The organism is Streptomyces sp. NPDC046862, assembly GCF_040704615.1.
In the GTDB taxonomy this organism is placed as follows: domain Bacteria; phylum Actinomycetota; class Actinomycetes; order Streptomycetales; family Streptomycetaceae; genus Streptomyces.
The window spans coordinates 66,310-92,732 of sequence record NZ_JBEYXP010000008.1 but is presented as its reverse complement, the minus strand read 5'-3'; the positions used below and the strand labels follow the sequence as shown (position 1 = coordinate 92,732).

Sequence of the window (26,423 nt, the reverse complement as noted above, 5' to 3'; positions counted from 1 at the left end):
ATGGACCAGGCCCGCTGAGCCGAACAGGGGGCCGGTACGAGGGAGTCCCGCACGGCGGCTTGCGAGCGCACACGCGCTCGCCCGTCAGCACCGCCGCACCGTACGCGACCGCCGTCCCGGCGCCCTTCTCGACCGTCAGCGTCCCCGCGCGCCGGCCAGCAGCTCCCCGGCCGTCTCCCGCTCCACCATCGACCGCAACACCCCGTCCACGGCCACCAGTTCCGCGAAGGGGCCACGCTGCACGACCCGTCCCTCCGCGAGGACGACGACCTCGTCCACGGCTTCCAGCCCGGCCAGCCGGTGGGTGATCAGCAGGGTCGTACGGCCCTCGGTCGCGGTCAGCAGGTCCGCGGTGAGCGCGTCGGCGGTATCCAGGTCGAGGTGTTCCGCGGGCTCGTCGAGGACCAGGACGGGGAAGTCGGCGAGCAGGGCGCGAGCGAGGGCGAGCCGCTGGCGCTGGCCGCCGGACAGCCTCGCTCCGTGCTCACCGATGAGGGTGTCGAGCCCGTCGGGCAGTCCGTCGGCCCAGTCGAGGAGCCGTGCCCGTGCGAGCGCGTCCCGCAGATCGGCCTCCGTGGCGTCCTTCCGGGCCAGCAGCAGGTTCTCCCGTACCGAGCTGTCGAAGAGGTGCGCGTCCTGGGCACACAGCCCGACGAGTCGCCGTACGGCGTCGCCGTCGAGCGCGTGGGCGTCCACCCCTCCCAGCGTGTACGTCCCCTCGCGCGCGTCCAGGAACCGCAACAGGACCTGCGCGAGCGTCGTCTTGCCCGAGCCCGAGGGGCCGACCACGGCGATCCTGCGGCCCTGGTCGAGGGTGAGGTCGATCGCGGCGAGCGCGTCGCGGTCCTGCTCGGCGTGACGTGCGGCGAGCCCGCTGAGGACGAGAGGAAACGGCGACTGAGGTTGAGGCACGGGCCGTTCGGGCTCGTGTACGGGGTCGGGAGCGTCCACCACCTCGTACACGCGCTCGGCGCTCTTGCGCACCCGCTGCCGGAACTGCGCGGCGAGGGGCATCCCCATGACGGCCTCGAAAGCGGCGAGGGGAGTGAGGACGACGACGGCCATCGCGACCCCGCCGAGCCGGCCGTCCGCGACCGCCTGCGCCCCGACGAGCGCGGCCCCGGCCACGGTGAGACCGGTGACGAGCGCGGTGAGTCCGTCGCCCAGTGCGGTGGCGGTGGCGGCACGGGACGCGATCCGGGTCAGTGCGGTGTCGGCCCGCCGTGCGTCCGCGGTACGCGTGGGCAGAGCGCCCGCCACCGTCAGCTCGGCGGTCCCGGTGAGCAGGTCGGCCACGCGGGTGGCCAGCTCCCCGCGGGCGGGGGCGAGCCTGCGTTCGGCGCGCCGCGCCACGGCTCCGGTGATCAGCGGTACCCCGGCCCCGGCGGCGAGCAGTCCCAGGGCGAGGACCGCGCCGGCCTCGGGCAGCAGCCACGCCGTGAAGCCGACGGAGGCGGCCGACACGACGACCGCGGCCCCGGCCGGCAGCAGCCACCGCACCCAGTAGTCCTGCAGCGCGTCCACGTCCGCGACGAGCCGCGAGAGCAGGTCACCGCGTCGCGTGCGCCGCAGGCCCGCGGGCGCCAGCCGCTCCAGCCGCCGGTAGACGGCGACCCGGGTGTCGGCGAGCATCCGCAGCACGGCGTCGTGCGACACGAGCCGCTCCGTGTACCGGAACACCGCGCGCCCGATCCCGAACGCCCGTGTGGCCGTCACGGCGACCATCAGATAGAGCACCGGCGGCTGTTGGGCCGCCCGCGAGATGAGCCACCCGGAGGTCGCCATCAGGCCGACGGCGCTGCCGAGGGCGAGGCTGCCGAGCAACAGGGCAAGAGCGAGACGACCACGACGGGGGCCGGCCATGGCACGGACACGGCTCAGCACGGAATGACGCCGTTCCAGCGGCAGTTCGTTCTCGCGAGCGTGCGGCGGCAGGTGCACCCCCTCCGCTCGTGCGCCTGTCCGCGTCCCACCGGTCCACGGGGCAGCGGCAACCGTCGCGGGTGTCCCGGGCTCCAACCGGACCACCCGATCGGCCACCTCCAGCAGCGCCGGCCGGTGCACCACCAGCAGCACGGTCCGGCCGACCGCGAGTCGCCGTACCGCGTCCACGACCTCCGCCTCGGTCTCCCCGTCCAGGGAAGCCGTCGGCTCGTCGAGCAGCAGCAGGGGCCGGTCCGCGAGGAAGGCCCGCGCCAGGGCCAGACGCTGGCGCTGTCCGGCGGAGAGACCGGCACCGTCCTCGCCGAGGACCGTGTCGGGCCCGGTCGGCAGCGCGTCGACGAAGTCCAGCGCTCCCGCGTCGGCCAAGGCCCGCCGCACGTCCTCGTCGTCCGCGTCGGGCCGCGCGAGCCGTACGTTCTCCGAGATGGTCCCGGCGTAGAGGTGGGGCCGCTGCGGCACCCAGGCCACCCGTGAGCGCCACTCCTCCAGGTCGACGTCGGCCAGGTGGGCTCCCCCGACCCGTACCCGCCCCGCGGTCGGCTCCACAAACCCCAGCAGCACGTTCAGCAGCGTCGACTTGCCCACTCCGCTCGGCCCGACGAGAGCCACCGTCTCCCCCGGGGCGACCTCGAAGGTCACGTCCGCGACGGCGTCGTCCGACCGCCCCGGGTACCGGACGGTCACCCCTTCGAAGCCAACGCCACCGTCCGGCACGGGCAGCGAGCCGGAGGCCCGTACCGGCGTCTCGAGCACCTCGAAGATCTCCTCGGCCGCCGCGAGCCCCTCGGCAGCCGCGTGGAACTGCGCTCCCACCTGCCGCAGCGGCAGATACGCCTCGGGCGCGAGGACGAGGATCACCAGCCCGATGTACAAGTCCATCTCACCGTGGACGAGCCGCATCCCGATCGTCACCGCGACCAGCGCGACCGAGATCGTGGCGAGCAACTCCAGCGCGAAGGAGGACAGGAACGCGATCCGCAGCGTCCGCATGGTCGCTCGCCGGTACTCGCCGGTGATCCGCTTGATCGACTCGGCCTGCGCCTTGGCCCGGCCGAACACCTTCAGCGTCGGCAGCCCGGCGACCACATCGAGGAAGTGCCCGGACAGCCGGGACAGGAGCCGCCACTGGCGATCCATCTGCGAGCGCGTGGCCCAGCCGATCAGCACCATGAACACGGGAATCAGCGGCAGTGTGCCGACGATGATGGCCGCCGAGACCCAGTCCTCGGTGACGACCCGCACGAGCACCGCCACGGGCACTGCCACCGCCAGCCCCAACTGCGGCAGGTAGCGCGAGAAGTAGTCGTCGAGGGTGTCCACGCCCCGCGTGGCGAGGTTGATCAGCGAACCCGTGTGCTGCCCGCTCAACCAGCCGGGCCCCAGTGCGGTGGCCCGCTCCAGCAGGCGCCCGCGGAGCTCGGACTTCACCGCCGCGCTCGCCCGGTGCGCGGCGAGCTCGGTGAGCCAGGAGACCAACGCCCGGCCGCACGCGACGGCGACCAACAGCAGGAGCGGGGTCCGCAGGTCGGCGACCCCCATCCCGTGCTGGAAAGCACCGACCACCACTTCGGCGATGAGCATCGCCTGCGCGATGACGAGGACGGCCCCGGCGACTCCCAGGCCGACAACCGCCCCCAGAAAGAGGCGGGTGGCGCGGGCGTACCGGAGCAGTCGCGGGTCGATCGGTTTCACGTGAAACACACCCTCTTCTCAGCAGGCGTGTTTCACGTGAAACACGCCTTCGGCCCGGAGAGGTGTGTTTCACGTGAAACCGCGCAACACACCTCTCTGCCGGACTCAGTGCGCGACGTCGGCGATGTGATGCGTACCGATCCGCTTGCGGAACACCCAGTACGTCCAGCCCTGGTAGAGCAGCACGATCGGCGTGGCGATGCCCGCGCACCAGGTCATGATCTTCAGGGTGTACGGGCTCGACGAGGCGTTGGTGACCGTGAGGCTCCAGTCCGCGTTCAGCGAGGACGGCATGACGTTCGGGAACAGCGTCAGGAAGAGCATCGCGACGGCCGCCACGATGGTGAGCCCCGACAGCGCGAACGCCCAGCCCTCACGGCTCGTTTGAGCAGCACCCAGCGCGGCGACGAGTGCGGCCACCGCCACGATCAGCGCGACCAACGACGCGGTGTCTCCCTTGTCGGCCTGCGTCCACAGCAGGAAGACGAGTGCCAGCGCGGCCGTCACCAGGCCGACGCGCAGCGCGAGCCTGCGCGCCCTCTCCCGGATGTCCCCCACGGTCTTGAGCCCGACGAATACCGTCCCGTGGAAGGTGAACAGCGACAGCGTGACCAGACCGCCCAGAAGGGCGTACGGGTTGAGCAGGTCCCCGACACTGCCCACGTACTCCATGTCGGAGTCGATCTTCACTCCGCGCACGATGTTGGCGAAGGCCACGCCCCACAGGAACGCGGGGAGCAGCGAGGTCCAGAAGATCGCGGTCTCCCAGTTGCGCTGCCAGCTCTCCTCCGGCCGCTTCGCCCGGTACTCGAAGGCGACTCCGCGGACGATCAGGCAGACCAGGATGAGCAGCAGCGGCAGGTAGAAGCCGGAGAAGAGCGTGGCGTACCACTCGGGGAAGGCGGCGAAGGTGGCACCGCCGGCCGAGAGCAGCCAGACCTCGTTGCCGTCCCAGACAGGGCCGATGGTGTTGATGAGGACCCGCTTCTCCGGACGGTTACGGGCCAGCAGCTTGGTGAGGACGCCGACCCCGAAGTCGAACCCTTCCAGGAAGAAGTAGCCGGTCCACAGGATGGCGATGAGGACGAACCAGACGTCGTGAAGTTCCATGACTGTGCAGCTCCCTCGGCCTAGTACGAGAAGGCCATCGGCTTGTCGGCGTCACGGGAGTCGCCGCCGATCTTCGTGGGCGGGTTGAGGTCGGCCTCGGTGAGCTCGGGCGGCCCGGCCTTGACGTACTTCGCGAGCAGCTTGACCTCGACGACGGCGAGGATCGCGTACAGCGTGGTGAACACGACCATCGACGTGATGACCTCGCCCTGCGAGACACCGGGGGAGACCGCGTCACGGGTCTGCAGCACGCCGTAGACGACCCACGGCTGGCGGCCCATCTCGGTGAAGATCCAGCCCCAGGAGCTGGCGATCAGCGGGAAGCCCAGGGTGAGGATCGCGATGCGCCAGTACCACTTGGTCAGCGTCGGGCCGAGGGCCTTGGTGGGCACCAGCACGAGATGCGGGACCTCGTCGTCTCCCACCCTCAGGTGTTGCGGCAACAGGAACTTCTTGCGGGTCAGCCAGAGTCCGGCCAGACCGATGGCGAAGGACGTCATGCCGAACCCGATCATCCAGCGGAAGCCCCAGTAGGCGACGGGGATGTTGGGCCGGTAGTCACCGGGCCCGAACTTCTGCTGCTCGGACTTGTTGACGTCGTTGATGCCGGGGACGTAGGAGTCGAAGTCGTCGTTGGCGAGGAAGGACAGCAGGCCCGGGATCTCGATGGCGACCTTGTTGTGCCCCTTGTCGACGTCGCCGTAGGCGAAGACCGAGAAGGGCGCCGGCGCCTCGCCGTCCCAGAGGGCCTCGGCCGCCGCCATCTTCATCGGCTGCTGCTTGAACATGACCTTGCCGAGCAGGTCGCCGCTGATCGCGGTGAGCATGCCGGCGATGACCACGGTGACCAGGCCCAGCCGCAGCGAGGTCTTCATCACCGGTATGTGCTGCTTGCGGACCAGGTGGAAGGCGGCTATGCCGACCATGAACGCGCCACCGGTGAGGAAGGCCGCGGAGAGGGTGTGGAAGACCTGGGTCAGCGCGGTGTTCTGGGTCAGAACGAGCCAGAAGTCGGTCAGCTCGGCGCGGCCCTTCTGCTCGTTGATCCGGTAGCCGACCGGGTGCTGCATCCACGAGTTGGCCGCGAGGATGAAGTACGCGGACAGGATCGTGCCGATCGAGACCATCCAGATGCAGGCGAGGTGGATCTTCGGTGGCAACTTGTCCCAGCCGAAGATCCACAGGCCTATGAAGGTCGACTCGAAGAAGAAGGCGATCAGGGCCTCGAAGGCCAGCGGAGCGCCGAAGACATCGCCGACGAAGCGCGAGTAGTCCGACCAGTTCATGCCGAACTGGAACTCCTGCACGATGCCGGTGACGACACCCATCGCGATGTTGATCAGGAAGAGCTTGCCCCAGAACTTGGTGGCCTTGAGGTACTTCTCCTTGTTCGTGCGGACCCATGCGGTCTGCAGGCCGGCGGTGAGCGCGGCGAGCGAGATCGTCAGGGGGACGAAGAGGAAGTGGTAGACGGTGGTGATGCCGAACTGCCATCGCGCCAGAGTCTCCGGCGCCAGAGCGATGTCCACGTCTTCTCCTTACATGCCGTGGTCATGGCGGCAGTTTTGCCCGGTACATCCCTCACAGCTCGGATGTAAACGGACGAGCTTGTGAACGCGTTCACATTCACAAGCCATTATGGCGCACCGGTCCGCAACGCCTGAAGGGGGGTCCCCTCTATGAGTCAACCCCCCAGGCGCACTTCAACAGACTGTTGAATCTACAGCCGGGCTCGCGGCACTCGGCCGCGGCCCAGCGGGCTACAGATCCTTGCGGAACGACTCCGTCGTCTTCAGGAAGATGTCGTTGGCCTCGGGCTCGCCGATCGTCACACGAACGCCCTCACCAGGGAACGGCCTGATGACGACGCCGGCCTGCTCGCACACCGCCGCGAACTCGGCCGTGCGGTCCCCCAGGCGCAGCCATACGAAGTTCGCCTGCGTCTCGGGCACCGTCCAGCCCTGCGCCCGCAGGCCCTCTGCGACGCGCGTGCGCTCGCAGACCAGCGCCCCGACGCGCCCGAGAAGTTCGTCCTCCGCACGGAGCGAGGCGATGGCCGCCTCCTGGGCGAGCTGGCTCACTCCGAACGGCACAGCCGTCTTGCGCAGGGCGGCCGCCACCGGCTCGTGGGCGATCGCGAAGCCCACCCGGAGCCCGGCGAGACCGTACGCCTTGGAGAAGGTGCGCAGCACGCAGACGTTCGGCCGCTCACGGTAGAGCTCGACCCCGTCCGGAACCTCGGTGTCGCGGATGAACTCCCGATACGCCTCGTCCAGCACCACCAGCACGTCGCCCGGCACCCGGTCGAGGAAGCGCTCGAGCTCGGCCCGGCGCACCACCGTGCCCGTAGGGTTGTTGGGGTTGCAGACGAAGATCAGCCGCGTCCGGTCGGTGATCGCGTCCGCCATCGCGTCCAGGTCGTGCACCTCGCCCTGCGTCAGCGGGACCTGCACGGCGGTGGCACCGCTGATCTGCGTGATGATCGGATACGCCTCGAAGGACCGCCAGGCGTAGATCACCTCGTCGCCGGGGCCGGAGGTCGCCTGGATCAGTTGCTGGGCCACGCCGACCGAGCCCGTGCCGGTGGACAGGTGGGAGACCGGCACGCCGAAGCGGTCCGACAGCTCGTTCATCAGGGCCGTGCACATCATGTCCGGGTACCGGTTGAAGGACCCGGCCGCCGCGGTCACGGTCTCCAGCACGCTGGGCAGCGGCGGGTAGGGGTTCTCGTTGGAGGACAGCTTGTACGCCACGGGGCCACCCGCGGCGGCGGGCTTGCCGGGCTTGTAGGTGGGAATCCCCGCCAGCTCGGCTCGCAGCTTGGGGCTCGTCTCGCTCACCGCAGTCCTCCTAGTCGACACGTAATGATGCTCACTTTATGAGGAATGGGCGTCGCTGCGAACGGCCTGTGGACAACGCTCTGGCGCCCTCGCCGCTCACGTCCCCTCCAGTCACTCAGGCCTCACGGGCATCACTGTACGAAGGCGTACGAAACGGGGGGCGCGCTACTCAGAACCGCACGCGCCGGTGGCTCGCGCCGTGGCGCGCATCCCCCGTGAAGGTGAGTTGAGACCTCTTCGAGACATGAGCGACTTGGCAGGCCCATGCGCGCCGACGAGTCACCTACTGATATTGGTTGGGTCAAGTCCCTTGTTTTCCAAGGCATTTGAAGGAGTTTGACCTTGCAGAAACGTGCCTGTCAACGCGTGCATATGCGTCCGCACTACCCCACCGCATGAGCCCTACTATCGGCTCGCCATGACAGCAGCAGGGAAGCACCAGGTGAGCCGGGCAGAGACTCCCCGCCGGGGTAACCGGCCGGGCCGGGCGGGCATCAGAGACGTGGCCGCGGCAGCGGGGGTCTCCATCACGACCGTCTCCGACGCCCTCAACGGCAAGGGCCGGCTCCCGGACGCCACCCGACGCCATGTCCGTGAGGTCGCCGACCGGCTGGGCTACCGCCCCTCGGCCGCCGCCCGAACCCTTCGTACCGGGAAGTCCGGGCTGATCGGCCTCACCGTGACCACGTACGGGGATGAACCTTTCACCTTCACCGAGTTCGCGTACTTCGCGGAAATGGCGCGAGCCGCCACCTCGGCCGCGCTCGCCCGGGGCTACGCCCTGGTCATCCTCCCCGCCACCTCGCGCCACGACGTGTGGTCGAACGTGGCCCTGGACGGCACCGTGGTCATCGATCCGTCCGACCAGGATCCCGTCGTCAGCGAGCTGGTCCGCCAGGGACTTCCGGTCGTCTCCGACGGCCGCCCCGCCGGCTCGCTCCCGGTCACCGCATGGGTCGACAACGATCACGAGGCGGCCGTCCTGGGCATCCTCGACCACCTGGCCGACGCCGGCGCCCGCCGGATCGGCCTCCTGACGGGGACCACGACGGACACGTACACGCACCTGTCCACGACCGCGTACCTGCACTGGTGCGAGCGGGTCGGGCAGGATCCCGTGTACGAGGCCTATCCGGCACACGATCCGTGCGCCGGAGCCGTGGCCGCCGACCGGCTGCTGGCCCGGCCCGACCGCCCGGACGCCGTCTACGGCCTCTTCGACCCCAACGGCACCGACCTGCTGGCCGCGGCCCGGCGGTACGGCCTTCGCGTCCCGGAGGACCTGCTGCTCGTCTGCTGCAGCGAGTCGACCGTGTACGCCAGCACCGAGCCGCCCATCACCACGCTCTCCCTGAAGCCGCGCCGGATCGGCACCGCGGTGGTGCAGCTCCTCATCGACGCCATCGAGGGAGTGGAGTCCGACCGCCCCGTCGAACAGGTGATACCGACGGAGCTGTTCGTGCGCACCTCTTCCGAGCGACGTTCGCCGCGCACGACGGTCAGCCCGCCCCGGTCACCCGAGGAGAGGTGAGCACCGAAGGAGGATCCGACGGGCCGTGTGTGGGCCCTTCGGGGATCCGATGAGGAATTGGGCGGGGAAAGGCCCGCCCAATTCGGGCGAAAACCGTGGTGAAACGGGGCCCTGCGCCATTTCACCACCCCTGGGTCATCACATGGCGCGATCCGCATTCCTATGATGGGCGCACGACACCGCGGGCCGCCACGACCAGGCAGTCCGATCCGGTGCAGATGCGGGCGATGGTGGTGGAGGGGTCGATGACTCAGGGGGCCGGTCAGGGACCCGAGGTGCGGACGCCGACGGTGCGCGATTTTCGTGTGCCCGCGTACGTCCACGAGGCCGGTCCTTACGCGCAGAGCACACACCCGGGCGATGTGGCCCCGCCGCTCGACGAGACCGAGGGCTACCCCGAGGGGTACACGCCCACCCAGCGCGATCTGCCGGTGATCAACCGGGGCGACACCGTTCTGGTCTCCGTCGACCCCGAGGCCGTGGAGGCCGCCCAGTCCGAGACCGGGCCGGGTCCCCTGTACGTCGTCGGGGACGTGCACGGCTATCTCGACCAGCTGGTCGCCGCGCTCCAGGAAAAGGGCCTGGTCGACGCCGAGGGCAACTGGTCCGCGGGCACCGCGCGACTGTGGTTCCTGGGCGACTTCACCGACCGGGGCCCGGACGGCATCGGCGTCATCGACCTCGTGATGCGGCTGTCCGCCGAGGCGGCGGCGGCCGGCGGCTACTGCAAGGCCCTCATGGGCAACCACGAGCTGCTGCTGCTCGGCGCCAAGCGATTCGGCGACACGCCCGTCAACTCCGGCGCGGGCACCGCCACCTTCCAGGCGGCCTGGCTGCTCAACGGCGGCCAGAAGACCGACATGGACCGCCTCCAGGACCATCATCTGCAGTGGATGGCCCGTCTGGACGCCATGGAGCAGGTCGACGGGCACCTGCTGGTGCACTCCGACACCACCGCATACCTCGACTACGGCGACTCCATCGAGGCGGTCAACGACACCATCCGCGAGACCATCGCCCGCAACGACGCGGACGAGGTCTGGGACCTCTTCCGCAAGTTCACCAAGCGCTTCGCCTTCCGCGACGACGGCGCCGACGCCGTCCGCTCGCTCCTCGACGTCTACGGCGGCACGCGCATCGTCCACGGCCACAGCCCCATCCCGTACCTCCTGGGCGAGGTCGGCTCGGAGGACGGCGAGGACGAGTCGGGTCCCGTGGTCGATGGACCCCACGTCTATGCGGACGGTCTGGCCATCGCCATGGACGGCGGCGTGACCATGGCCGGAAAGCTGCTGGTCCAGCAACTGCCGGTGGTTGGCTGAACGTTCTCGGGGCAGGCGTCCTCTCGCCGAGGACCGTCGAGGAACCGTGCTGGCCAGGGGCCATTTTTGGCAAACCCCCTGTCACCGCGTGCCTTCATCGCTCTACCATCGGCTTATCCGTAGCAGGCTCCCCTCCGTTTCTGCCCGACGGCTCGTCAGCATGCCGAGCCCCAGCCCTACGGAGCATCGGGGGATGCACATGAACAGCGTTCCGCAGCACCTGCTGAGCGAGGACCGCCAGGATTTCGAGCGGCTCCTCGGCGAGGCGCTGCGCTCCGCGCCACACCGCCCGGAACTCGCCGCTGTCGGTCAGCGGCTCAACCCCGAACAACTGCGCACCATGGCGCTCAACGCCACCGCGCTCATCACGGCCGCCGCGACGACCGAATACCAGTACTACGTGAAGGTCCGTGAGGAACTGCGCCATCCGGCGCCGTCCACCCCGTCGTCCCGCGAAGGCACCTCCGGCCCGGTCGAGCCGGGCGGCGCCGCGGTGGGGCTCGCGACCACCATGGGGGAGGTCACCGAGACGGCCGGGGCGGGCGCCGGAGCCGTCGTCGCCGTCCTCGCTCCCGTCCTCGCCGGTACCGCCGCGGCGATCTTCCTGCTCGTGGGATACGTCCTGAAGATGCTCGACCCCCAGCCGGGCATCGCGCAGACCCTCACGACGACCGGGTGGGTCTTCGGGGCGGTCACGGCGGCCGCCATCCTCGTGGCCGCCGTCGGCCTCCTGCTCACCGCCCTGCGCAACGGCGCCACCTCGTTGGACGCCGAGGCACAGGGCGAGTTGAACGAAGAGGTGGCCCGGGCGAGGGAAGCCTGGCTCGAGGCCCTGCTGGAGCGCGGCATCATGCCGTTCCTCCGCGAGGCCCTCACCGACCCGGCCTCCGCCGTCATGGGCGATGCGGTCCCGTCCACCCCACCCAGCCGTATCCCGCACCTCGGCTACAACCGACCGGGCTTCAGCAGCCCCGGAGAGGGCGGCCCCGCCGCCGGCTCTCGCCCGAGCTACTCCAGCCCGGACTTCACGAGCCCGGACTTCGGAGGGCCGGAGCACCAGCCGGAGTGACGCACCGGGGACCGGGCCGCCGCCATGCCGGAGCCTTACTCCGGCCCCGGCGGCCGCCCCGCAGCGTCACTCCGGTCTGTGGTCGGCCGAGGCGGACCCGTGAGCCAGCCCGCGCGCCGGCCTCTGCGGCTTGCCCGAGCGACCGAACGGGCCGGGAGGTCGACAGCCGCCTGGAGCCACCGGCCCTGCCGCTCAGTCGGCGATCGGCAGATACACCCGGTTCCCACTCGCCGCGAACTCCCTCGACTTCTGCACCATGCCCTCCTCGATCTCGGCCTGGGATCCGCCGTGTTCACGGCGGATGTCCTGGGAGATCTTCATCGAGCAGAACTTCGGGCCGCACATGGAGCAGAAATGGGCCGTCTTGGCGGGTTCCGCGGGAAGCGTCTCGTCGTGGAACTCACGGGCCGTGTCGGGGTCGAGGGCAAGGTTGAACTGGTCCTCCCAGCGGAACTCGAAGCGGGCGTCCGACAGCGCGTCGTCCCACTCCTGTGCGCCAGGGTGTCCCTTGGCGAGGTCCGCCGCATGGGCCGCGATCTTGTAGGTGATGACGCCGGTCTTGACGTCGTCACGATTGGGCAGGCCCAAGTGCTCCTTGGGCGTGACGTAGCAGAGCATCGCCGTGCCCCACCACGCGATCATCGCGGCACCTATGCCCGAGGTGATGTGGTCGTACGCCGGTGCGACGTCGGTGGTCAGCGGGCCGAGCGTATAGAACGGAGCCTCATCGCAGATCTCCTGCTGAAGGTCGATGTTCTCCTTGATCTTGTGCATCGGGACGTGTCCCGGCCCCTCGATCATGGTCTGTACGTGGAAACGCTTCGCGATCCGGTTGAGTTCCCCGAGCGTGCGGAGTTCAGCGAACTGCGCCTCGTCGTTGGCGTCCGCGATCGAGCCGGGCCGGAGACCGTCACCGAGCGAGTACGTGACGTCGTACGCGGCGAGGATCTCGCACAGTTCCTCGAAGTTCTCGTACAGGAACGACTCCTTGTGGTGCGCCAGGCACCACGCCGCCATGATCGAGCCGCCGCGCGAGACGATGCCGGTCTTGCGGTTCGCCGTCAGGGGGACGTACGGGAGGCGCACGCCCGCGTGGACCGTCATGTAGTCCACGCCCTGCTCGGCCTGCTCGATGACCGTGTCCTTGTAGATCTCCCAGGTCAGTTCCTCGGCCCTCCCGTCGACCTTCTCCAGCGCCTGATAGAGCGGCACCGTGCCGATGGGGACGGGGGAGTTGCGCAGCACCCACTCGCGCGTGGTGTGGATATTGCGTCCCGTGGACAGGTCCATGACCGTGTCGGCGCCCCATCGGGTCGCCCAGGTCATCTTCTCGACCTCCTCCTCGATGGAGGACGTGACCGCCGAGTTGCCGATGTTGGCGTTGACCTTCACCAGGAACCGCTTGCCGATGATCATTGGCTCGATCTCGGGGTGGTTCACGTTGGCGGGCAGTACCGCCCTGCCCGCCGCGATCTCCTCGCGGACGACCTCGGGCGAGACGTTCTCCCGGACGGCCACGAACTCCATCTCGGGCGTGATCTCTCCGCGTCGCGCGTAGGCGAGCTGGGTCACGGCCTTGCCGTCCCGGCTCCGGCGCGGTTGCCTCGGTCGCCCGGGGAAGACCGCGTCGAGGTTGCGCAGCCCACCACGCGGTGACGTGTGCTTGATCCCGTCGTCCTCGGGCCGGACGGCACGGCCCGCATACTCCTCGGTGTCTCCACGAGCGACGATCCAGCTCTCGCGAAGAGGAGAGAGTCCCCTGCGGACATCCGTGTCGACACTCGGATCGGTGTACGGGCCGGAGGTGTCGTACAGGGTGACCGACTGCCCGTTGGTGAGGTGCACCTGGCGGACCGGCACCTGCAGGTCGGGGCGCGATCCCCCGACGTATGCCTTGTGCCAGCCGTTGGACTTCCCGGCCTCCTGCGGCTTTTCGCCCTGAGATGCGACGGACGAGCCGTTCGTCTGGTTGGAGGCAGGCGTGCTTGTGTCCTTGTTGGTCATGTGACCTACTCCCTACGCCGGCATTACCCGGTAACAGGTTCAGCGGTCGACGCAGCGATGTCCGCCCGGCGATGTTCCACGTGAAACATCGCGTCTGCGGAGGTCAGCGCCCTCTCAGCCCGGTGCTCCGAGCTCCCGCGTGTGCAAAGGTGCCTCCACGCTAGCGTCAGATGTGGCGCGGTGAACAGTGGGCCCCCGCCGTTCTTGCGATGATCGGTCGGTGACCACGATGCGACAGCCCCCGCTCCCGCCCTCGGAGCCCCCACACGGACACGGTCCCGGCTACGGCCATGGACACGGCGCCGGTGGTGGCCAAGGCCCTGGTGGCGGGCATGGATCCGGTGGCGGGCATGGATCCGGTGGCGGCTGGGGCCCCGGCGGAGGCCACGGCCCTGGTGACGGCCAAGACCCCGGTGACGGCCGTGATCCCCATGACGGTCAGGGGCATGGCCACGGCCCGGATGCGGGCAGGAGCCACGGGCACTCCCACAGCCACGGCCCGGCCACCCCCGTCTCCCGGCACCTGCGCAAGGTCATCGCCGCAGTGCTGATCCCCTTCGCCACGGCGGTCGTCGTGGGCCTTGTCGTGCTCTGGCCCGGCGGCGCCCCACCGCACGAGCGCACCGGCGTCGGCTTCGACCGGCAGACCCAGCAGGCCACGGTCACCAAGGTCGTGGAGGTGGACTGCAAGTCCGTGAACGCCTCGGGGGAGGCCCCGACCGGCGACACGTCGACCGCCGAGGGCTCGTCGGCCCAGCAGCAGGCGAACGGCACCTGCAAGAAGGCGACGATCAGGGTCGACACCGGCAACGACAAGGGCCGCACGTTCACGGAGATCGTCCAGCCGGACCAGTCACGGCAGTTGGAGCAGGGCCAAGAGGTCGTGGCCGCCTACGAGCCCTCGGCGCCCAAGGACCTGCAGTACTCCGTGACCGACGTGAACCGGAAGTTCCCGATGGCGCTGCTCGCCGGGATCTTCGCGCTCGCCGTCGTGGTGGTGGGCCGCCTGCGCGGTGTCATGGCACTGGTCGCGCTCACCATCAGCTTCCTGGTGCTGACCTTCTTCATCCTCCCCGCCATCCTGCAGGGGTCGAACCCGCTGGTCGTGGCGGTGGTCGGAGCGAGCGCCATCATGCTGATCGCGCTCTACATGTGTCACGGTCTCTCCGCCCGCACCTCGGTCGCCGTGCTCGGCACCCTGGCTTCGCTGCTGCTGATCGGTGTGCTCGGCTCTCAGTTCATCGGCTGGGCCTCGCTGACCGGCAACACGGACGACAACACGGGCCTGATCCACGGCCTCTACCCGTCGATCGACATGAGCGGTCTGCTGCTCGCGGGTGTCATCATCGGTTCGCTCGGTGTGCTCGACGACGTGACGGTGACGCAGACCTCGGCCGTCTGGGAGCTGCACGACGCCAATCCCTCGATGGGCTGGCGGGGCCTGTACCGCGCCGGCATCCGCATCGGCCGCGACCACATCGCCTCCGTCGTCAACACGCTCGTCCTCGCCTACGCGGGTGCCGCGCTGCCCCTGCTGCTGCTCTTCTCGATCGCGCAGAGCAGCGTCGGTACGGTCGCCAACAGCGAGCTGGTCGCTGAGGAGATCGTCCGTACGCTCGTCGGCTCGATCGGCCTCGTGGCCTCGGTTCCGGTGACCACCGCCCTGGCCGCGCTGGTGGTCTCGGCCGATCGCCCGAGTGATGAGCCGGCGGCAGCAGCCGCACCGGCCCGCGCGGGGAGGGGGCGCCGCCGCAAGCGGTGACACCGGCGCGCGGAAGCGCGGCAGGCGCTCACGCAGAAGCGTTACGTCACCCGCGGGCGCGTGGCTCAGCCCGCGCTCTGCTCCTCCGCGAGGATGCGGTCCAGCGCCTCGTCGAGGTGGGTCTCGAAGTCCGCGAGGGAACGCTCCTGCCCGAGCGGCACCAGCTTGTCCGTACGGTCCAGGAAGGCCACGAGCGGCGCCGTCCCGGACCTGAACAGCGCCTGGTCGCAGCCCACCTGAAGCCGGATCAGCACCTCTCCGAACCCTTCCGGATCGGCGGGCGCGATGTGCACGTCACCCTCGCCGCACGGCCGTCCCACGCCGTCGACCAGCAGCTCCCGCCCGAAGGCCCAAGTCACGGGGGCGTCTCCGGGAAGATGGAAGGTCAGCCGTACGGCATAGGGATCACACGTCTCGTAGCGCAGCTCCACCGGGATCCGGAAGGAGAGCTCATCCGAGACGAGAAAGCTCATCATGACCTCTGCCTGTACTGACTCGCGCATTCGCCTACCTCGTCAGTTGCCGTCGACTGGCCGGGAATCAGCCCCGACACTGCCCGCAGTTTGCTGAAAGTACACGAGAGATCACAAGGAGTGATTTTTCAGATGCTGATAGAGAGCGCGAGTGTCCCTAGTAGCCTTCCGATCTCGTCCTGCAACTGCTGAGCCGCGGGCAGCAGCCGGTCGGCCTGGTGGGACGGCAGGGAGATGGCCATGGTCGCGGCGGTCGTTCCGAGAGTGAGGGGGATCGCGGCGCAGACCGTGCCCAGCGCGTACTCCTGTCGCTCGACGACCGGTTCCATCCGACCCATCCGGTTGAGGCGCCGCAACAGCGTCTGCTCGTCACGCACCGTGTAGGGAGTGAGCGCCCTCACGGGATAGCGGTCGAGGTGGTCGCGCCGTGCCTCCTCGCCGAGCTGGGACAGCAGACACTGCCCGATCGCGTGCGCGTGCCCGGTCTCGCGGAAGTCGGCCCACTCCTCGACCGCCGGATTTCCCGGACTGTCGGCGACGCACATCACCTCGATCTCGCCTTCTCGGTAGATCGCGTAGTACACGGGCACGCCGATGGTGTCCCGCCAGCGCGCGAGGACGTCGCTCACCGTGCTGCGACGTTTCTGCTGTGCTCCGCTGCTGCTCAGCCTCTCGGCCGCCTCTCCGAGGAAGAACAGCCCCTTGTCCCGGTGCAGATAGCCCTCGTGCGCCAGTGTGCGGAGAAGGTGGTACGCCGTGGGCAGCGCGAGTCCGGCGTCCCGGGCCAGCTGCTTGGCGGGCGCCCCGTGCTCACGGGCGGCCACGGCCTCCAGCAGCCTCATCGCACGCTGCACGGAGCCGATGAGGGTGGTGGGATGCGTCTCCGCGGCCGACGCCGGGGGAGGCTTCGGGGAGGGGACGCGCACCGCGGATGGTGTCCCGACGCGGGACGAACGCGGCTCCGCCGACCGGACGGGCGGCTCCCCGGGGGAGGTACGAGGCTGGATGGGGGGAGCCGGGGCCCTGGTGGGTGTCGTGGGCCGGGTCTGCGGATCTGCGGGTGCGGTGTCAGCCGTGGCCAAGGGTCACTCCCGAAGCGGAGGAGGGCCGCCCGTGCGAGGGAACACGGGAGGGATGTGCGCCGCCCGCGGGGTCGCCCCCGCAGCGAGCTCCGGACTTTAACGGTCCGTCACCACCCGCAGACGGTCAGCTGGGAAACTTCCCTCCCCCGAGGGAACCTCGGGTTCCTGTTGGCACCTCTCCCGTTACCGGCCGCTCACCCGGTTCGGGTCACTCCGTGTGCCGTGCTGACGCGTCACCAGTCACTGCGCGACGACGAGCCCGCCATGAACTTCCGGACGACGTAGATGAGCCCGCCGACCAGTGCGACGAACACCAGCACCTTGAAGAGCAGCGCCACGACGAAGTGCAGCACGCTCAGTATCAGGCCGCCGAACACGACCAGGGCGATGATCGGCACCGCGACCCACTTCACCCACCACGGCAGTCCCGTGAAAAGCTCCTTCATCGCCCTTGTCCTTACTTCTCGCTACCCGTGGCCCCGTGTTCGGGGCCTTGCGTCCGGGTTCTTCGTGTCCTGCCTTCGATGCTAGGGCGGCACAGGGCGGGTTCGGGGGCCTCGCGCCCCTTGTCCATCCCTGATCGTCCCCCTAGGGAACCCTGAGATCCGGCTCAGCTCTCGGGCGGAGAGAACACCACCATGACCCGCAGGTCCTCGGTGATGTGATGGAACTTGTGGGCGACCCCGGCGGGCACGTACACGACACTGCCACGCGCCACCTGCGTCGTCTCCATACCGACCGTGATCGAGGCGCGGCCGCTCACGACGAAGTAGACCTCGTCCTGCTTGTGCGGGTTCTGTGGGTCGTGCTCGCCGGCATTGAGCGCGTACAGACCGACCGACATGTTCCGCTCACGCAAGAACTGCAGGTAGGCACCGTCATGGGCGGCGCGCTCCGCCTCCAGTTCGTCCAGCCGGAATGCCTTCATCGTCCTTGTCCGCCCCTGCCCCAGTGCTCGCGCCCGATCTCGTCTGCCACGATCAGACACATGAAGAATTTCGTAGTCAAGACGATCGCCAACGCGGGTGCCCTGGCGGTCGCCGTATGGCTCCTCGACAAGATCACTCTGACCGGTGACAGCACGGGCAAGAAGGTCGGGACGCTGCTGCTCGTCGCCCTCGTCTTCGGTCTCGTGAATGTCGTGGTCAAGCCGATAGTCAAGCTGTTGACCTTCCCCTTGTTCATAGTGACGCTCGGCTTGTTCACCCTGGTGGTCAACGCACTGATGCTGTTGCTCACCTCGTGGCTGGCCGACACACTCGACCTGAGTTTCCATGTGGAGGGCTTCTGGACCGCGGTCCTGGGCGGCCTGATCATCTCGGTCGTCGCCTGGGCCCTCCACGTCGTCCTGCCCGACAACGACTGAGCACCCACCATGACCTACCGCGTCTGTTTCGTCTGCACCGGCAACATCTGCCGTTCCCCGATGGCCGAGTCCGTCTTCCGCGCGCGTGTGGAGGAGGCAGGGCTCGACAGCCAGGTCGAGGTCGACAGCGCGGGCACGGGCGGCTGGCACGAGGGCGACGGCGCCGACCCGCGCACCGTCTCCGTCCTCGAGGACCACGGCTACGGCAGCGAGCACACGGCCCGCCAGTTCCGGGACTCCTGGTTCGCCCGCCTCGACCTCGTGATCGCCCTCGACTCCGGCCACCTCAAGGCCCTGCGCCGTCTCGCACCCACCGCGGAGGACGCCGCCAAGGTCCGGCTCCTGCGGTCGTACGACCCCGCCGCGGGCGACGACCTCGACGTACCGGACCCGTACTACGGCGGCATCGACGGCTTCGAGGAGTGCCTCGAGATGGTGGAGGCGGCGAGCCCAGGCCTTCTCGCTGCCGTACGGGAGCACCTGGAAGGACGGGCGGCATGAGCGACCCGGGCGCGTTCGGCGACGGCACACGCGCGGTACGGGCGGGGCTGCCCGAGCCCGTCAAGCACGAGCCCAGCGTGCCCGGACCGGTCTTCGCCGCGCACTACCACCTGCCGGGCGACCCGACGGGCCCCTACACCTACGGTCGCGACGAGAACCCCACCTGGACGCTCCTGGAGCGCGCCATCGGCGAGTTGGAGGCTCCGGGACAGGACAGCGCCGAGACGCTCGTCTTCTCCTCCGGCATGGCAGCCATCTCCTCCGTCCTCTTCTCCCAGCTCCGCGCCGGTGACGTCGCCGTGCTGCCGAACGACGGCTACCAGGCACTGCCGCTGGTCGTCGAGCAGATGCGCGCGTACGGCATCGAGGTGCGCACCGCTCCGACGGCCGACGACGCGCAACTCGACGTCCTCGACGGCGCGAGGCTGCTGTGGATCGAGACGCCGTCGAACCCGGGGCTCGACGTGTGCGACGTCCGGCGGCTCACCGAGGCGGCCCACGCGCGTGGATGCCTTGTGGCCGTCGACAACACCCTGGCGACCCCTCTCGGGCAGCGGCCGCTGGAGCTGGGTGCCGACTTCGCCGTGGCCAGCGGCACCAAGCAGCTCACCGGGCACGGCGACCTCCTGCTGGGGTACGTGGTGGCCCGCGACGCCGGCCTGATGACGGCGGTACGGCGCTGGCGCAAGATCGCCGGGGCGATTCCGGGGCCGATGGAGGCCTGGCTCGCCCACCGCTCGCTGGCGACGCTGCACCTGCGCGCCGACCGGCAGGGCACCAACGCCCTGGCAGTCGCCGAGGCACTCAAGGAGCGGCCGGAGGTGACCGGTCTGCGTCATCCGGGCCTGCCCGACGATCCCGCGTACAAGGTCGCCTCGCGACAGATGCGGCGCTACGGGTGCGTGGTGTCGTTCTCCCTTCCCACGCGCGCGCGTGCCGACCGTTTTCTGGACGCCCTGCGCCTGGTGGACGACGCCACGAGCTTCGGCGGCGTACGGTCCACTGCCGAGCGGCGCGGTCGCTGGGGCGGGGACGCGGTCCCGGAGGGCTTCATCCGGTTCTCGGTGGGCGTCGAGGACACCGACGACCTGGTGGCCGACGTGCTGCGCGCACTCGACGCGTCGGCGGAGTGATCCGACAATTGTTACCAACTAGCACGTCCCTACGCGGATCGGACGGTCCGAGCCTCCCCCCTCTTGGCTCGGACCGTCCCGGTTCTGCGCGCGAAGAACCGCGCCAACAAGGCTAGTTGACTCTGTGTCAGTGTCCAATCACAGTAGCGACAGAGACCTATCGACTTATTTATAGTTGGGCGCTCCGGAGACGGGAGGGGAGGAGCACCATGGACTTGGCCCTGCTGCGCACGTTCGTCACCGTGCACCGGGCCGGCTCCTTCACCCGCGCCGCCGCCCTGCTCGGTCTCTCACAGCCGGCCGTCACCTCGCAGATCCGCACGCTGGAGCGGCAGCTGGGCCGTCCCCTGTTCCTGCGGCAGGCCCGCGGGGTGACCCCGACGACGATCGGCGACGAGCTCGCCCACAAAGCGGCTCCGCATCTCGATGCCCTGGTCGAGATCGCCGAGACCGGGGCGGACGAGGACTCCTCCTTACGCACGCTGCACCTTGCCGGACCACCGGAGTTCACGGCCGAACGCGCCCTGCCCGCCCTCACCGAGCTGACCGGGGAGCACGGGCAGGGTTTTGCGTTGCGGGCCTCGTTCGGGAACGCCGAGGAGACGCTGGACGGACTTGCCGCCGGACACCATGATCTGGCCATCACAACGGCCCGGACCCGGGGCACTCTGCTCACCTCGACTCCGCTCTGCGACGAGGAGCACGTCCTGATAGCGGATCCTCGCTGGGCCTCCCGCGTCAGCGCGGCCAAGCTGCGCCGCAAGGGCTCTCACGTACTGGAGAACCTCCCCGTGGTCGAGGTACACGAGTCGCTGCCCTTCGTCGCCCGCTACTGGGCCTCCGTCTTCGACTCCCGGCCCGCCGCTTCGGGCACCGTCATCGTGCCCGACCTCCGCGCGGTCCTCGCCTGCGCCGTCACCGGCGCGGGCCTGGCCGTACTGCCCCGCTATCTGTGTGCCTCCGCTTTGGAGCGTGGGGACGTCGTGGCGCTCCTCGAGCCGGCCGTGCCCCCACTGCGTACGTACTTCCTGGTGGTCCGGACCGGCACACTGGCCATGGGGCACATCGCGCGGGCGCACGAGCATCTGCTGCGAACAGCCTCGGACTGGTCATAGCGCGGCTGCTCGTGCGGGCCCGATACTTCTCTCATGGATCTGCACTTCTCTCACGGGTCTGCCCGAGCTTCTCTTCCGGAGCTGCTCGATGTTTCACGTGGAACCAGCCGGGCCACATTTCTCCCATGACCGTCCGACCCGTGGTCAAGCGCACCGCCCGCGCCATCCTGCTCGATGGCGACGACCTGATCCTGATCAAGCGGACCAAGCCCGGCGTCGATCCCTACTGGCTCACACCGGGTGGCGGGGTCGAACCTGAGGACACCACCGTCGTCGACGCGCTCCATCGCGAAGTGCACGAAGAACTCGGCGCCAAGATCACCGATGTGGTGCCCTGCTTCGTGGACACCGTCGAGCACATCGGCGAGGACGTCGGTGCGACCGGCGTGAAGGTCCAGCACTTCTTCGTCTGCCGCCTCGAGTCCATGGACACCTCCCAGCGGCACGGACCGGAGGTCGACGAACCTCAGGGCGAGTACGAGATCGTCCGCGTGCCGTTCACCAGGGTCGGGATCGCATCCGTCCACCTCGTACCGCTGTCCCTGCGGCACTACCTCGACGGGAACATCGAGGGCGTACGGGCGATGCACGCGCCCGACCTGGGCTGACCTTGATCCGGACGGAGACCGGCGAACCTCAGTCCCCTGCCGCGACCAGTTCCTCCACCGAGTCGTGCCTTATGCGGTTCCACGGGATGCCGACGTCTCTCAGCGTGTTCACACCGCTGCGGATCATGCCGGGCGGACCCGCGAGATACGCGTCGTACTCGTTCCACGGCCCGTACTCGCGCACGGCGTCGGGGAGCTGCAGCGGCCCGTTGCGATCCACCACCGCGCGGATCTCCAGCCATGAGTGGCTCTGCGACAGCCGCAGCAGCGTGTCGATGTCGTACAGGTCGTGGTCGGTGCGAGCACCGTAGAAGACTTCGACGGGGCGCCGTTCGCCGTGCTCCGCGACGTCTTCTATCAGGGCCTTGATGGGCGCTATGCCGGTGCCACCACCAAGGCACAGCAGTCCGCTGTCGGTGGTGTGGTCGACCGTCATCGAACCGGTCGGCGGCCCGAGCCGTACGACGTCGCCGGGGCGGGCGCGGTGTACCAGCGCGTTGGACACCCAGCCTGCCGGGATCGCCTTCACATGGAACGACAGCAGACCGTCGGAGCGGGGCGCCGAGGCGAACGAGTAGTGCCGCCATATCCGCGGCCACCAGGGAGTCTCCAGACTCGTGTACTGCCCGGCGAGGAAGGGGTACGGCTGGTCGGGCCGGACCGTGACGACCGCGATGTCCGGCGTCCTGAGGTCGTGCGAGACGACCTCGGCCATCCACCAGGGCGGGGCCCGCAGCTCGTCGGCGGCCGCCGCGTCGATCATCACCTGGGAGATCGTCGTGTACGCCCGCACCCAGGCCGCCTCGGTCTCGTCGTCCCAGACGGCCTCACCGAACCGGCTCAGCGCCCCGATGAGGCACTCACCGACGGCCGGGTAGTGCTCGGGTTGAGTGCCGTACTTGCGGTGCCCCCTGCCGAGACCCTGCAGGTACTCGACCAGGACCGGAGTGTTGTCGATGTGTTCGGCCGCCGTCAGCAGCGCCTTGAGCAGGCGGTCCCGCTGCGCGTCCATCGCCGGTGGGAAGAGCGGGCGCAGGTCGGGGTGCCGCACGAAGAGCATGGCGTAGAAGTACGAGGTGACCTTGTCGGCGACCGGATTGATCTCCGCCATGGTGCGGCGGATGAGCACGGCATCGGGGGAGGCCTGGGGAGCGGAGGTGGAGCGTTGGGCGGGTATGCGTTCCTGCTGGAAGATCGATCCCGGCGCCGGATCCTCGGCGGGCGCCGGCGCGTCCGGTATTCGTTCCTGAGCACCGGCGCTTTCGCCCGCCGCGGGGCCGCCGCCGGACGCCGGCTCACCCTCCGCGGGCCGACCCACCGGGCGCAGCCCAGCCAGACGGCTGCCCTCGGTCTCCTGTTCTCCGCCGGTGGGTGTGGGCTGCTTACGCGGGGTGAACCAGCCGCCCACGCCGTTGCCGCCGGACGTGGCGTTGTCGGCCGACGTGGTGGTGGGAGCGTCCATGGTGTGCCTCGCCTCGAACTTCTTTCGGTCGTTCTGCGTACTCCCCTGGCGGGGAGGTTGCCTGCTGTCCCCCGCAGACGGCCTTGCATTCCCCGTTCGGTCCCGTAGGCCAAGCGGCCACATTCAACCCGGGTTTCCGCTGTGTACGGACAAGTAGGAGAGAGTGTGAGATGGACCGCAGTACTCACACCGCAGCGTCCCACCGCGCACCCGGCGGTCCGGCCACATCACGCAGAATGCGGTTCTTCGATCTCTCCGTCCCGTTATGCTGCATTGGCCTGCGCTCTTGCCTTCATGAGATGAGCGCACCTCGCCCTGGACAAGAACCGGACTCGACCATACCGGCAGGCGTCCCTCACACAAGTCCCCCCTTCCTTCGTCACGATCAGGACGGGGTGCGAACCCTCAGGTTCCTTCAACTACCGGGCGCTGCAGGCCAATTGATGGGCATCCCATAGGGAGACCAGGTGTGTCGGTGCGCTGAACGCTCGCGTTGTTTCACGTGAAACACCTGTCCGCTTGATGGGGACTTGGGCACGACATGGCCAAAAGCTCATGCGTGGTCCCGCAAACCGGTAGACGTCAGGGGCGCAGGTCAGACAGCCTGACCTGCGTGCCGACACCTTCCCTCGCCGCTCTGCCCATTCGCCGTCTGACGCCTCGCGATCTCACCGCCTGCGCCGACTTGTCCGAGGACCGGGGGTGGCCCCGGGAGGAACACAAATGGGGGCTGCTACTCGCGGCGGGGAAGGGATACGGCATCGACGACCCCGATGGCGGCCTCGTCACAGCCTGCGTCGTGACCGAGTACGGCTCGCCAGGCCGCCCCGATCTGGCGGCGATCGGCATGGTGCTGGTGGCCGAGCGTCATTCCCGCCAGGGTGTCGGCCGCCACCTGATGCGGCATGTCATCACGAAGATGGCCACGACTCCGCTGACCCTTCATGCGACGCCGCACGGCCGGCCCCTCTATGAGGAACTGGGCTTCAAGGTCACCGGTCGGGCCGAGATGGTCAGGGGGCACTTCACCCCCGGCGACCGGTCACCCGCGATCACCACCCGGCCCGCCGCGGCGGAGGACGTCACCACGATCCTCCGGCTCGACGAAGAGGTCTTCGGTACCGACCGCACCCCTGTGATCACGCGTCTTCCGGCGTTCGCCGACCTCCTTCACGTCGCCGTGGAGAACGGCCGGATCATCGGGTACGCGGCTGCCTGGCCCAACATGGACACCCATGTCGTGGGCCCGCTCATCGCGCGGGACACGGAGGCGGCCAAGGCGCTCATCACCTCCCTGGCCGCCCACTCCGACCGCCCCCTGCGGACCGACATCGACGTACGTCACGACGAGCTGCTCACGTGGGTGAAGAACCGCGGGCTGACGTCGGTGGCCTTCAACGCGGTGATGACCTACGGGGTTCCGGATCTGCCGGGAGACTGGACCCGGCGGTTCGCTCCCCTGACAGTGGCGGCAGGCTGAGGGTATTCACGAGAAGCGGCGCGGGGGCGGTTGTGCCCTCGCGCCGCTTGTCGTTGTGACGGACCGGGATGTGGCTGAGCCGTCGCCGTGTCAGCGGCGAACGGCGTGCTCTCGCTCGGCCGAGCTCGCGGCCACCCCGGCTCCGTCGCCTTCTCCTGCCCCGGCCGCGATCGTGCCGGGTGCGCTGCGCCTGCGCTCCAGGGCGGCGGAGAGGACGGCCAGGACGACGGCGGTCGCGGCGAGTGCGGAGCCGACCCAGTTGGGGGCCGTGTAGCCGAAACCAGCGGCGATGACGAGACCGCCGAGCCAGGCCGAGAGCGCGTTGCCGAGGTTGAAGGCACCGATGTTCACCGCCGAGGCCAGCGTGGGGGCGTCGTGCGCATGGTCGAGGACGCGCTTCTGCAGAGGCGGTACGGACGCGAAGCCCAGGGCACCGACCAGTGCGATCGTCACCGCTGCCGTGATCTTGTCGTGCGCGGTGAGCGTGAAGAGAGCGAGGACGACGGCCAGGGAACCCAGCGAGGCGTACAGCATGGGCATCAGCGCGCGGTCGGCGAACCGGCCGCCCACGAGATTGCCCCCGACCATGCCCAGGCCGAAGAGGACGAGGAGCCAGGTGACGGAGGAGTCGGCGTAGCCCGCGACGTGCGTCATCATCGGAGCGATGTAGGTGATGGCCGCGAAGACGCCGCCGAAGCCGAGCACGGTCATCGCCATGGCGAGCAGGACCTGCACGTTCTTGAACGCGGCCAGCTCACGGCCCAGGCTCACTCCTTCCGGCCTGGGCAGGTCCGGCACGAGCCGTGCGATACCCACCAGCCCAAGAACGCCGAGGGCGGCCACGACTGCGAAGGTGACCCGCCAGCCGATGGACTGCCCGATGAAGGTGCCCAGCGGCACGCCGACCACGTTGGCCACGGTGAGACCGGTGAACATCATCGAGATGGCTCCGGCCTTCTTGTCCGAGGCCACCAGTTCGGCGGCGACGACCGAGCCAATGCCGAAGAAGGCGCCATGGGCGAGCGAGGCGATCACACGGCCGAGCAGCATGACGGCGAAGACGGGGGCGACGGCGGACAACAGATTACCGACGATGAACAAGCCCATCAGCAGCATCAGCATCCGTTTGCGCGGCATCCTGGTGCCGAGAACAGTCATGATCGGGGCGCCCGCCATGACGCCCAGTGCGTAGCCCGTGACCAGCCAGCCGGCCGTGGGGATGGAGACGCCGAAGTCCTGAGCGACCCCGGGCAGGAGGCCCATGATGACGAACTCGGTCGTGCCGATGCCGAAGGCCCCGATCGCGAGGGCCAGAAGCGCGAGAGGCATGGAGGGTGACACCTTCCCAGTAGATTGCAAGAGCGCTTTGTCAGCGCACAAAATAGTTGCAGACGCTCTATAACAGCAAGTGCCGTCTATTGCTCAGTTGGCATATCCTGGATCCAGCCGCCCCGCGACGGAGGAACACGCATGACCGCGACGGACCCCGCGCTCACCGCCCTCGCCCAGGGCTGGTGCGCCCTCTCTCTGCTGCACGGGAGGATCGAGGCCCACATCGAACGCGCGCTGCAGGGCAAGCACGACCTGAGCGTGCGCGAGTACTCCCTGCTCGACGTGCTCAGCCGGCAGCACGACGGCGACGGGGGCCACCTGCAGATGAAGCAGGTCGCCGACGCGGTCGTCCTCAGCCAGAGCGCCACCACGCGGCTGGTCACCCGTCTTGAGGACCGGGGGCTCCTGGCGCGCTATCTGTGTCCCACGGACCGGCGTGGCATCTACACGAACGTCACCGAGGCGGGGCTCAAGCTCCTTGAAGAAGCCCGGCCCACCAACGATGCGGCTCTCCGCGAGGCCCTCGACAAGGCGGCCGAGACTCCCGAACTGGCTCCCCTTGTCCGGGTCGTCGAGTCATTGAGCACGCCCGCATAG

The 26,423-nt window shown here is 69.2% G+C and carries 22 protein-coding genes and 1 riboswitch; of the genes, 11 read left to right on the top strand and 11 right to left on the bottom strand.

The window, feature by feature from the left end; genetic code table 11:
- Positions 1–135: 135 nt before the first annotated feature.
- The 4 genes from cydD to hisC all read right to left on the bottom strand — a co-directional run bounded on the left by cydD (position 136) and on the right by hisC (position 7,586).
- Positions 136–3,636, bottom strand: coding sequence for a thiol reductant ABC exporter subunit CydD (gene cydD, locus AB0959_RS11100; RefSeq protein WP_366826062.1), 3,501 nt, complete (start codon positions 3,634–3,636; stop codon positions 136–138).
- Between the two features lie 105 nt (positions 3,637–3,741).
- Positions 3,742–4,746 (bottom strand): cytochrome d ubiquinol oxidase subunit II, encoded by a 1,005-nt coding sequence (gene cydB / locus AB0959_RS11095; protein WP_366826061.1) that lies wholly within the window; start codon positions 4,744–4,746, stop codon positions 3,742–3,744.
- Between the two features lie 20 nt (positions 4,747–4,766).
- On the bottom strand, positions 4,767–6,275 hold the full coding sequence (locus tag AB0959_RS11090; RefSeq protein ID WP_366826060.1) for a cytochrome ubiquinol oxidase subunit I: 1,509 nt from the start codon (positions 6,273–6,275) through the stop codon (positions 4,767–4,769).
- Positions 6,276–6,506: 231 nt separating this feature from the next.
- The gene (gene hisC, locus AB0959_RS11085) at positions 6,507–7,586 is read right to left on the bottom strand and encodes a histidinol-phosphate transaminase (protein WP_366826059.1); all 1,080 of its coding nucleotides are present in this window, start codon (positions 7,584–7,586) and stop codon (positions 6,507–6,509) included.
- A 418-nt stretch (positions 7,587–8,004) separates the two neighbouring features.
- On the opposite strand from hisC, the gene AB0959_RS11080 reads away from it, so the two are divergent.
- From AB0959_RS11080 to AB0959_RS11070, 3 genes are all read left to right on the top strand, one after another.
- Positions 8,005–9,117 carry a LacI family DNA-binding transcriptional regulator gene (locus AB0959_RS11080; protein WP_366826058.1) on the top strand — a complete coding sequence of 371 codons (1,113 nt, stop codon included), beginning with the start codon at positions 8,005–8,007 and terminating at the stop codon, positions 9,115–9,117.
- 230 nt (positions 9,118–9,347) lie between these two features.
- On the top strand, positions 9,348–10,439 hold the full coding sequence (locus AB0959_RS11075) for a metallophosphoesterase (RefSeq protein ID WP_366826209.1): 1,092 nt from the start codon (positions 9,348–9,350) through the stop codon (positions 10,437–10,439).
- Between the two features lie 193 nt (positions 10,440–10,632).
- A complete protein-coding gene (locus tag AB0959_RS11070; protein ID WP_366826057.1) occupies positions 10,633–11,508 on the top strand; it encodes a hypothetical protein in 876 nt (291 codons plus the stop codon).
- 192 nt (positions 11,509–11,700) lie between these two features.
- On the opposite strand, the gene thiC is transcribed toward AB0959_RS11070, so the two are convergent.
- Entirely contained in the window at positions 11,701–13,512 is a 1,812-nt protein-coding gene (gene thiC, locus AB0959_RS11065; RefSeq protein WP_366826056.1) for a phosphomethylpyrimidine synthase ThiC, read from the bottom strand.
- A riboswitch (TPP riboswitch) is annotated at positions 13,505–13,661 on the bottom strand. (Overlaps the previous gene by 8 nt.)
- A 71-nt stretch (positions 13,662–13,732) precedes the next feature.
- Here thiC and AB0959_RS11060 point away from each other — a divergent pair.
- Complete coding sequence (locus AB0959_RS11060; protein ID WP_366826055.1) at positions 13,733–15,274, top strand: YibE/F family protein; 1,542 nt, start codon at positions 13,733–13,735, stop codon at positions 15,272–15,274.
- Positions 15,275–15,339: 65 nt separating this feature from the next.
- On the opposite strand, the gene AB0959_RS11055 is transcribed toward AB0959_RS11060, so the two are convergent.
- The 4 genes from AB0959_RS11055 to AB0959_RS11040 all read right to left on the bottom strand — a co-directional run bounded on the left by AB0959_RS11055 (position 15,340) and on the right by AB0959_RS11040 (position 17,757).
- Positions 15,340–15,777, bottom strand: coding sequence for an SsgA family sporulation/cell division regulator (locus AB0959_RS11055; RefSeq protein WP_366826054.1), 438 nt, complete (start codon positions 15,775–15,777; stop codon positions 15,340–15,342).
- A 98-nt stretch (positions 15,778–15,875) separates the two neighbouring features.
- The gene (locus AB0959_RS11050) at positions 15,876–16,673 is read right to left on the bottom strand and encodes a helix-turn-helix domain-containing protein (RefSeq protein ID WP_366826053.1); all 798 of its coding nucleotides are present in this window, start codon (positions 16,671–16,673) and stop codon (positions 15,876–15,878) included.
- Positions 16,674–17,062: 389 nt separating this feature from the next.
- Positions 17,063–17,275: a DUF5326 family protein gene (locus tag AB0959_RS11045; protein ID WP_366826052.1), complete on the bottom strand. Its 213-nt coding sequence runs from the start codon at positions 17,273–17,275 to the stop codon at positions 17,063–17,065.
- Positions 17,276–17,439: 164 nt separating this feature from the next.
- The gene (locus tag AB0959_RS11040) at positions 17,440–17,757 is read right to left on the bottom strand and encodes a cupin domain-containing protein (RefSeq protein WP_366826051.1); all 318 of its coding nucleotides are present in this window, start codon (positions 17,755–17,757) and stop codon (positions 17,440–17,442) included.
- 60 nt (positions 17,758–17,817) lie between these two features.
- On the opposite strand from AB0959_RS11040, the gene AB0959_RS11035 reads away from it, so the two are divergent.
- From AB0959_RS11035 to AB0959_RS11015, 5 genes are all read left to right on the top strand, one after another.
- Positions 17,818–18,195, top strand: coding sequence for a phage holin family protein (locus AB0959_RS11035; RefSeq protein WP_366826050.1), 378 nt, complete (start codon positions 17,818–17,820; stop codon positions 18,193–18,195).
- Positions 18,196–18,204: 9 nt separating this feature from the next.
- Positions 18,205–18,696: a low molecular weight protein-tyrosine-phosphatase gene (locus AB0959_RS11030; protein WP_366826049.1), complete on the top strand. Its 492-nt coding sequence runs from the start codon at positions 18,205–18,207 to the stop codon at positions 18,694–18,696.
- Positions 18,693–19,829 carry a cystathionine gamma-lyase gene (locus AB0959_RS11025; RefSeq protein WP_366826048.1) on the top strand — a complete coding sequence of 379 codons (1,137 nt, stop codon included), beginning with the start codon at positions 18,693–18,695 and terminating at the stop codon, positions 19,827–19,829. The genes AB0959_RS11030 and AB0959_RS11025 overlap by 4 nt, the downstream gene beginning before the upstream one ends.
- Positions 19,830–20,038: 209 nt before the next feature.
- Positions 20,039–20,944, top strand: a complete 906-nt coding sequence (locus AB0959_RS11020) for a LysR family transcriptional regulator (protein ID WP_366826047.1) — start codon at positions 20,039–20,041, stop codon at positions 20,942–20,944.
- 125 nt (positions 20,945–21,069) lie between these two features.
- The gene (locus AB0959_RS11015; RefSeq protein ID WP_366826046.1) at positions 21,070–21,552 is read left to right on the top strand and encodes an NUDIX hydrolase; all 483 of its coding nucleotides are present in this window, start codon (positions 21,070–21,072) and stop codon (positions 21,550–21,552) included.
- Positions 21,553–21,580: 28 nt separating this feature from the next.
- On the opposite strand, the gene AB0959_RS11010 is transcribed toward AB0959_RS11015, so the two are convergent.
- Positions 21,581–23,014: a globin domain-containing protein gene (locus AB0959_RS11010; protein ID WP_366826045.1), complete on the bottom strand. Its 1,434-nt coding sequence runs from the start codon at positions 23,012–23,014 to the stop codon at positions 21,581–21,583.
- A 613-nt stretch (positions 23,015–23,627) separates the two neighbouring features.
- Here AB0959_RS11010 and AB0959_RS11005 point away from each other — a divergent pair.
- A complete protein-coding gene (locus tag AB0959_RS11005; RefSeq protein ID WP_366826043.1) occupies positions 23,628–24,494 on the top strand; it encodes a GNAT family N-acetyltransferase in 867 nt (288 codons plus the stop codon).
- A 90-nt stretch (positions 24,495–24,584) separates the two neighbouring features.
- Here AB0959_RS11005 and AB0959_RS11000 read toward each other — a convergent pair whose 3' ends face one another.
- Positions 24,585–25,823 carry an MFS transporter gene (locus tag AB0959_RS11000; protein WP_366826042.1) on the bottom strand — a complete coding sequence of 413 codons (1,239 nt, stop codon included), beginning with the start codon at positions 25,821–25,823 and terminating at the stop codon, positions 24,585–24,587.
- Between the two features lie 141 nt (positions 25,824–25,964).
- On the opposite strand from AB0959_RS11000, the gene AB0959_RS10995 reads away from it, so the two are divergent.
- Complete coding sequence (locus AB0959_RS10995; protein WP_366826041.1) at positions 25,965–26,423, top strand: MarR family transcriptional regulator; 459 nt, start codon at positions 25,965–25,967, stop codon at positions 26,421–26,423.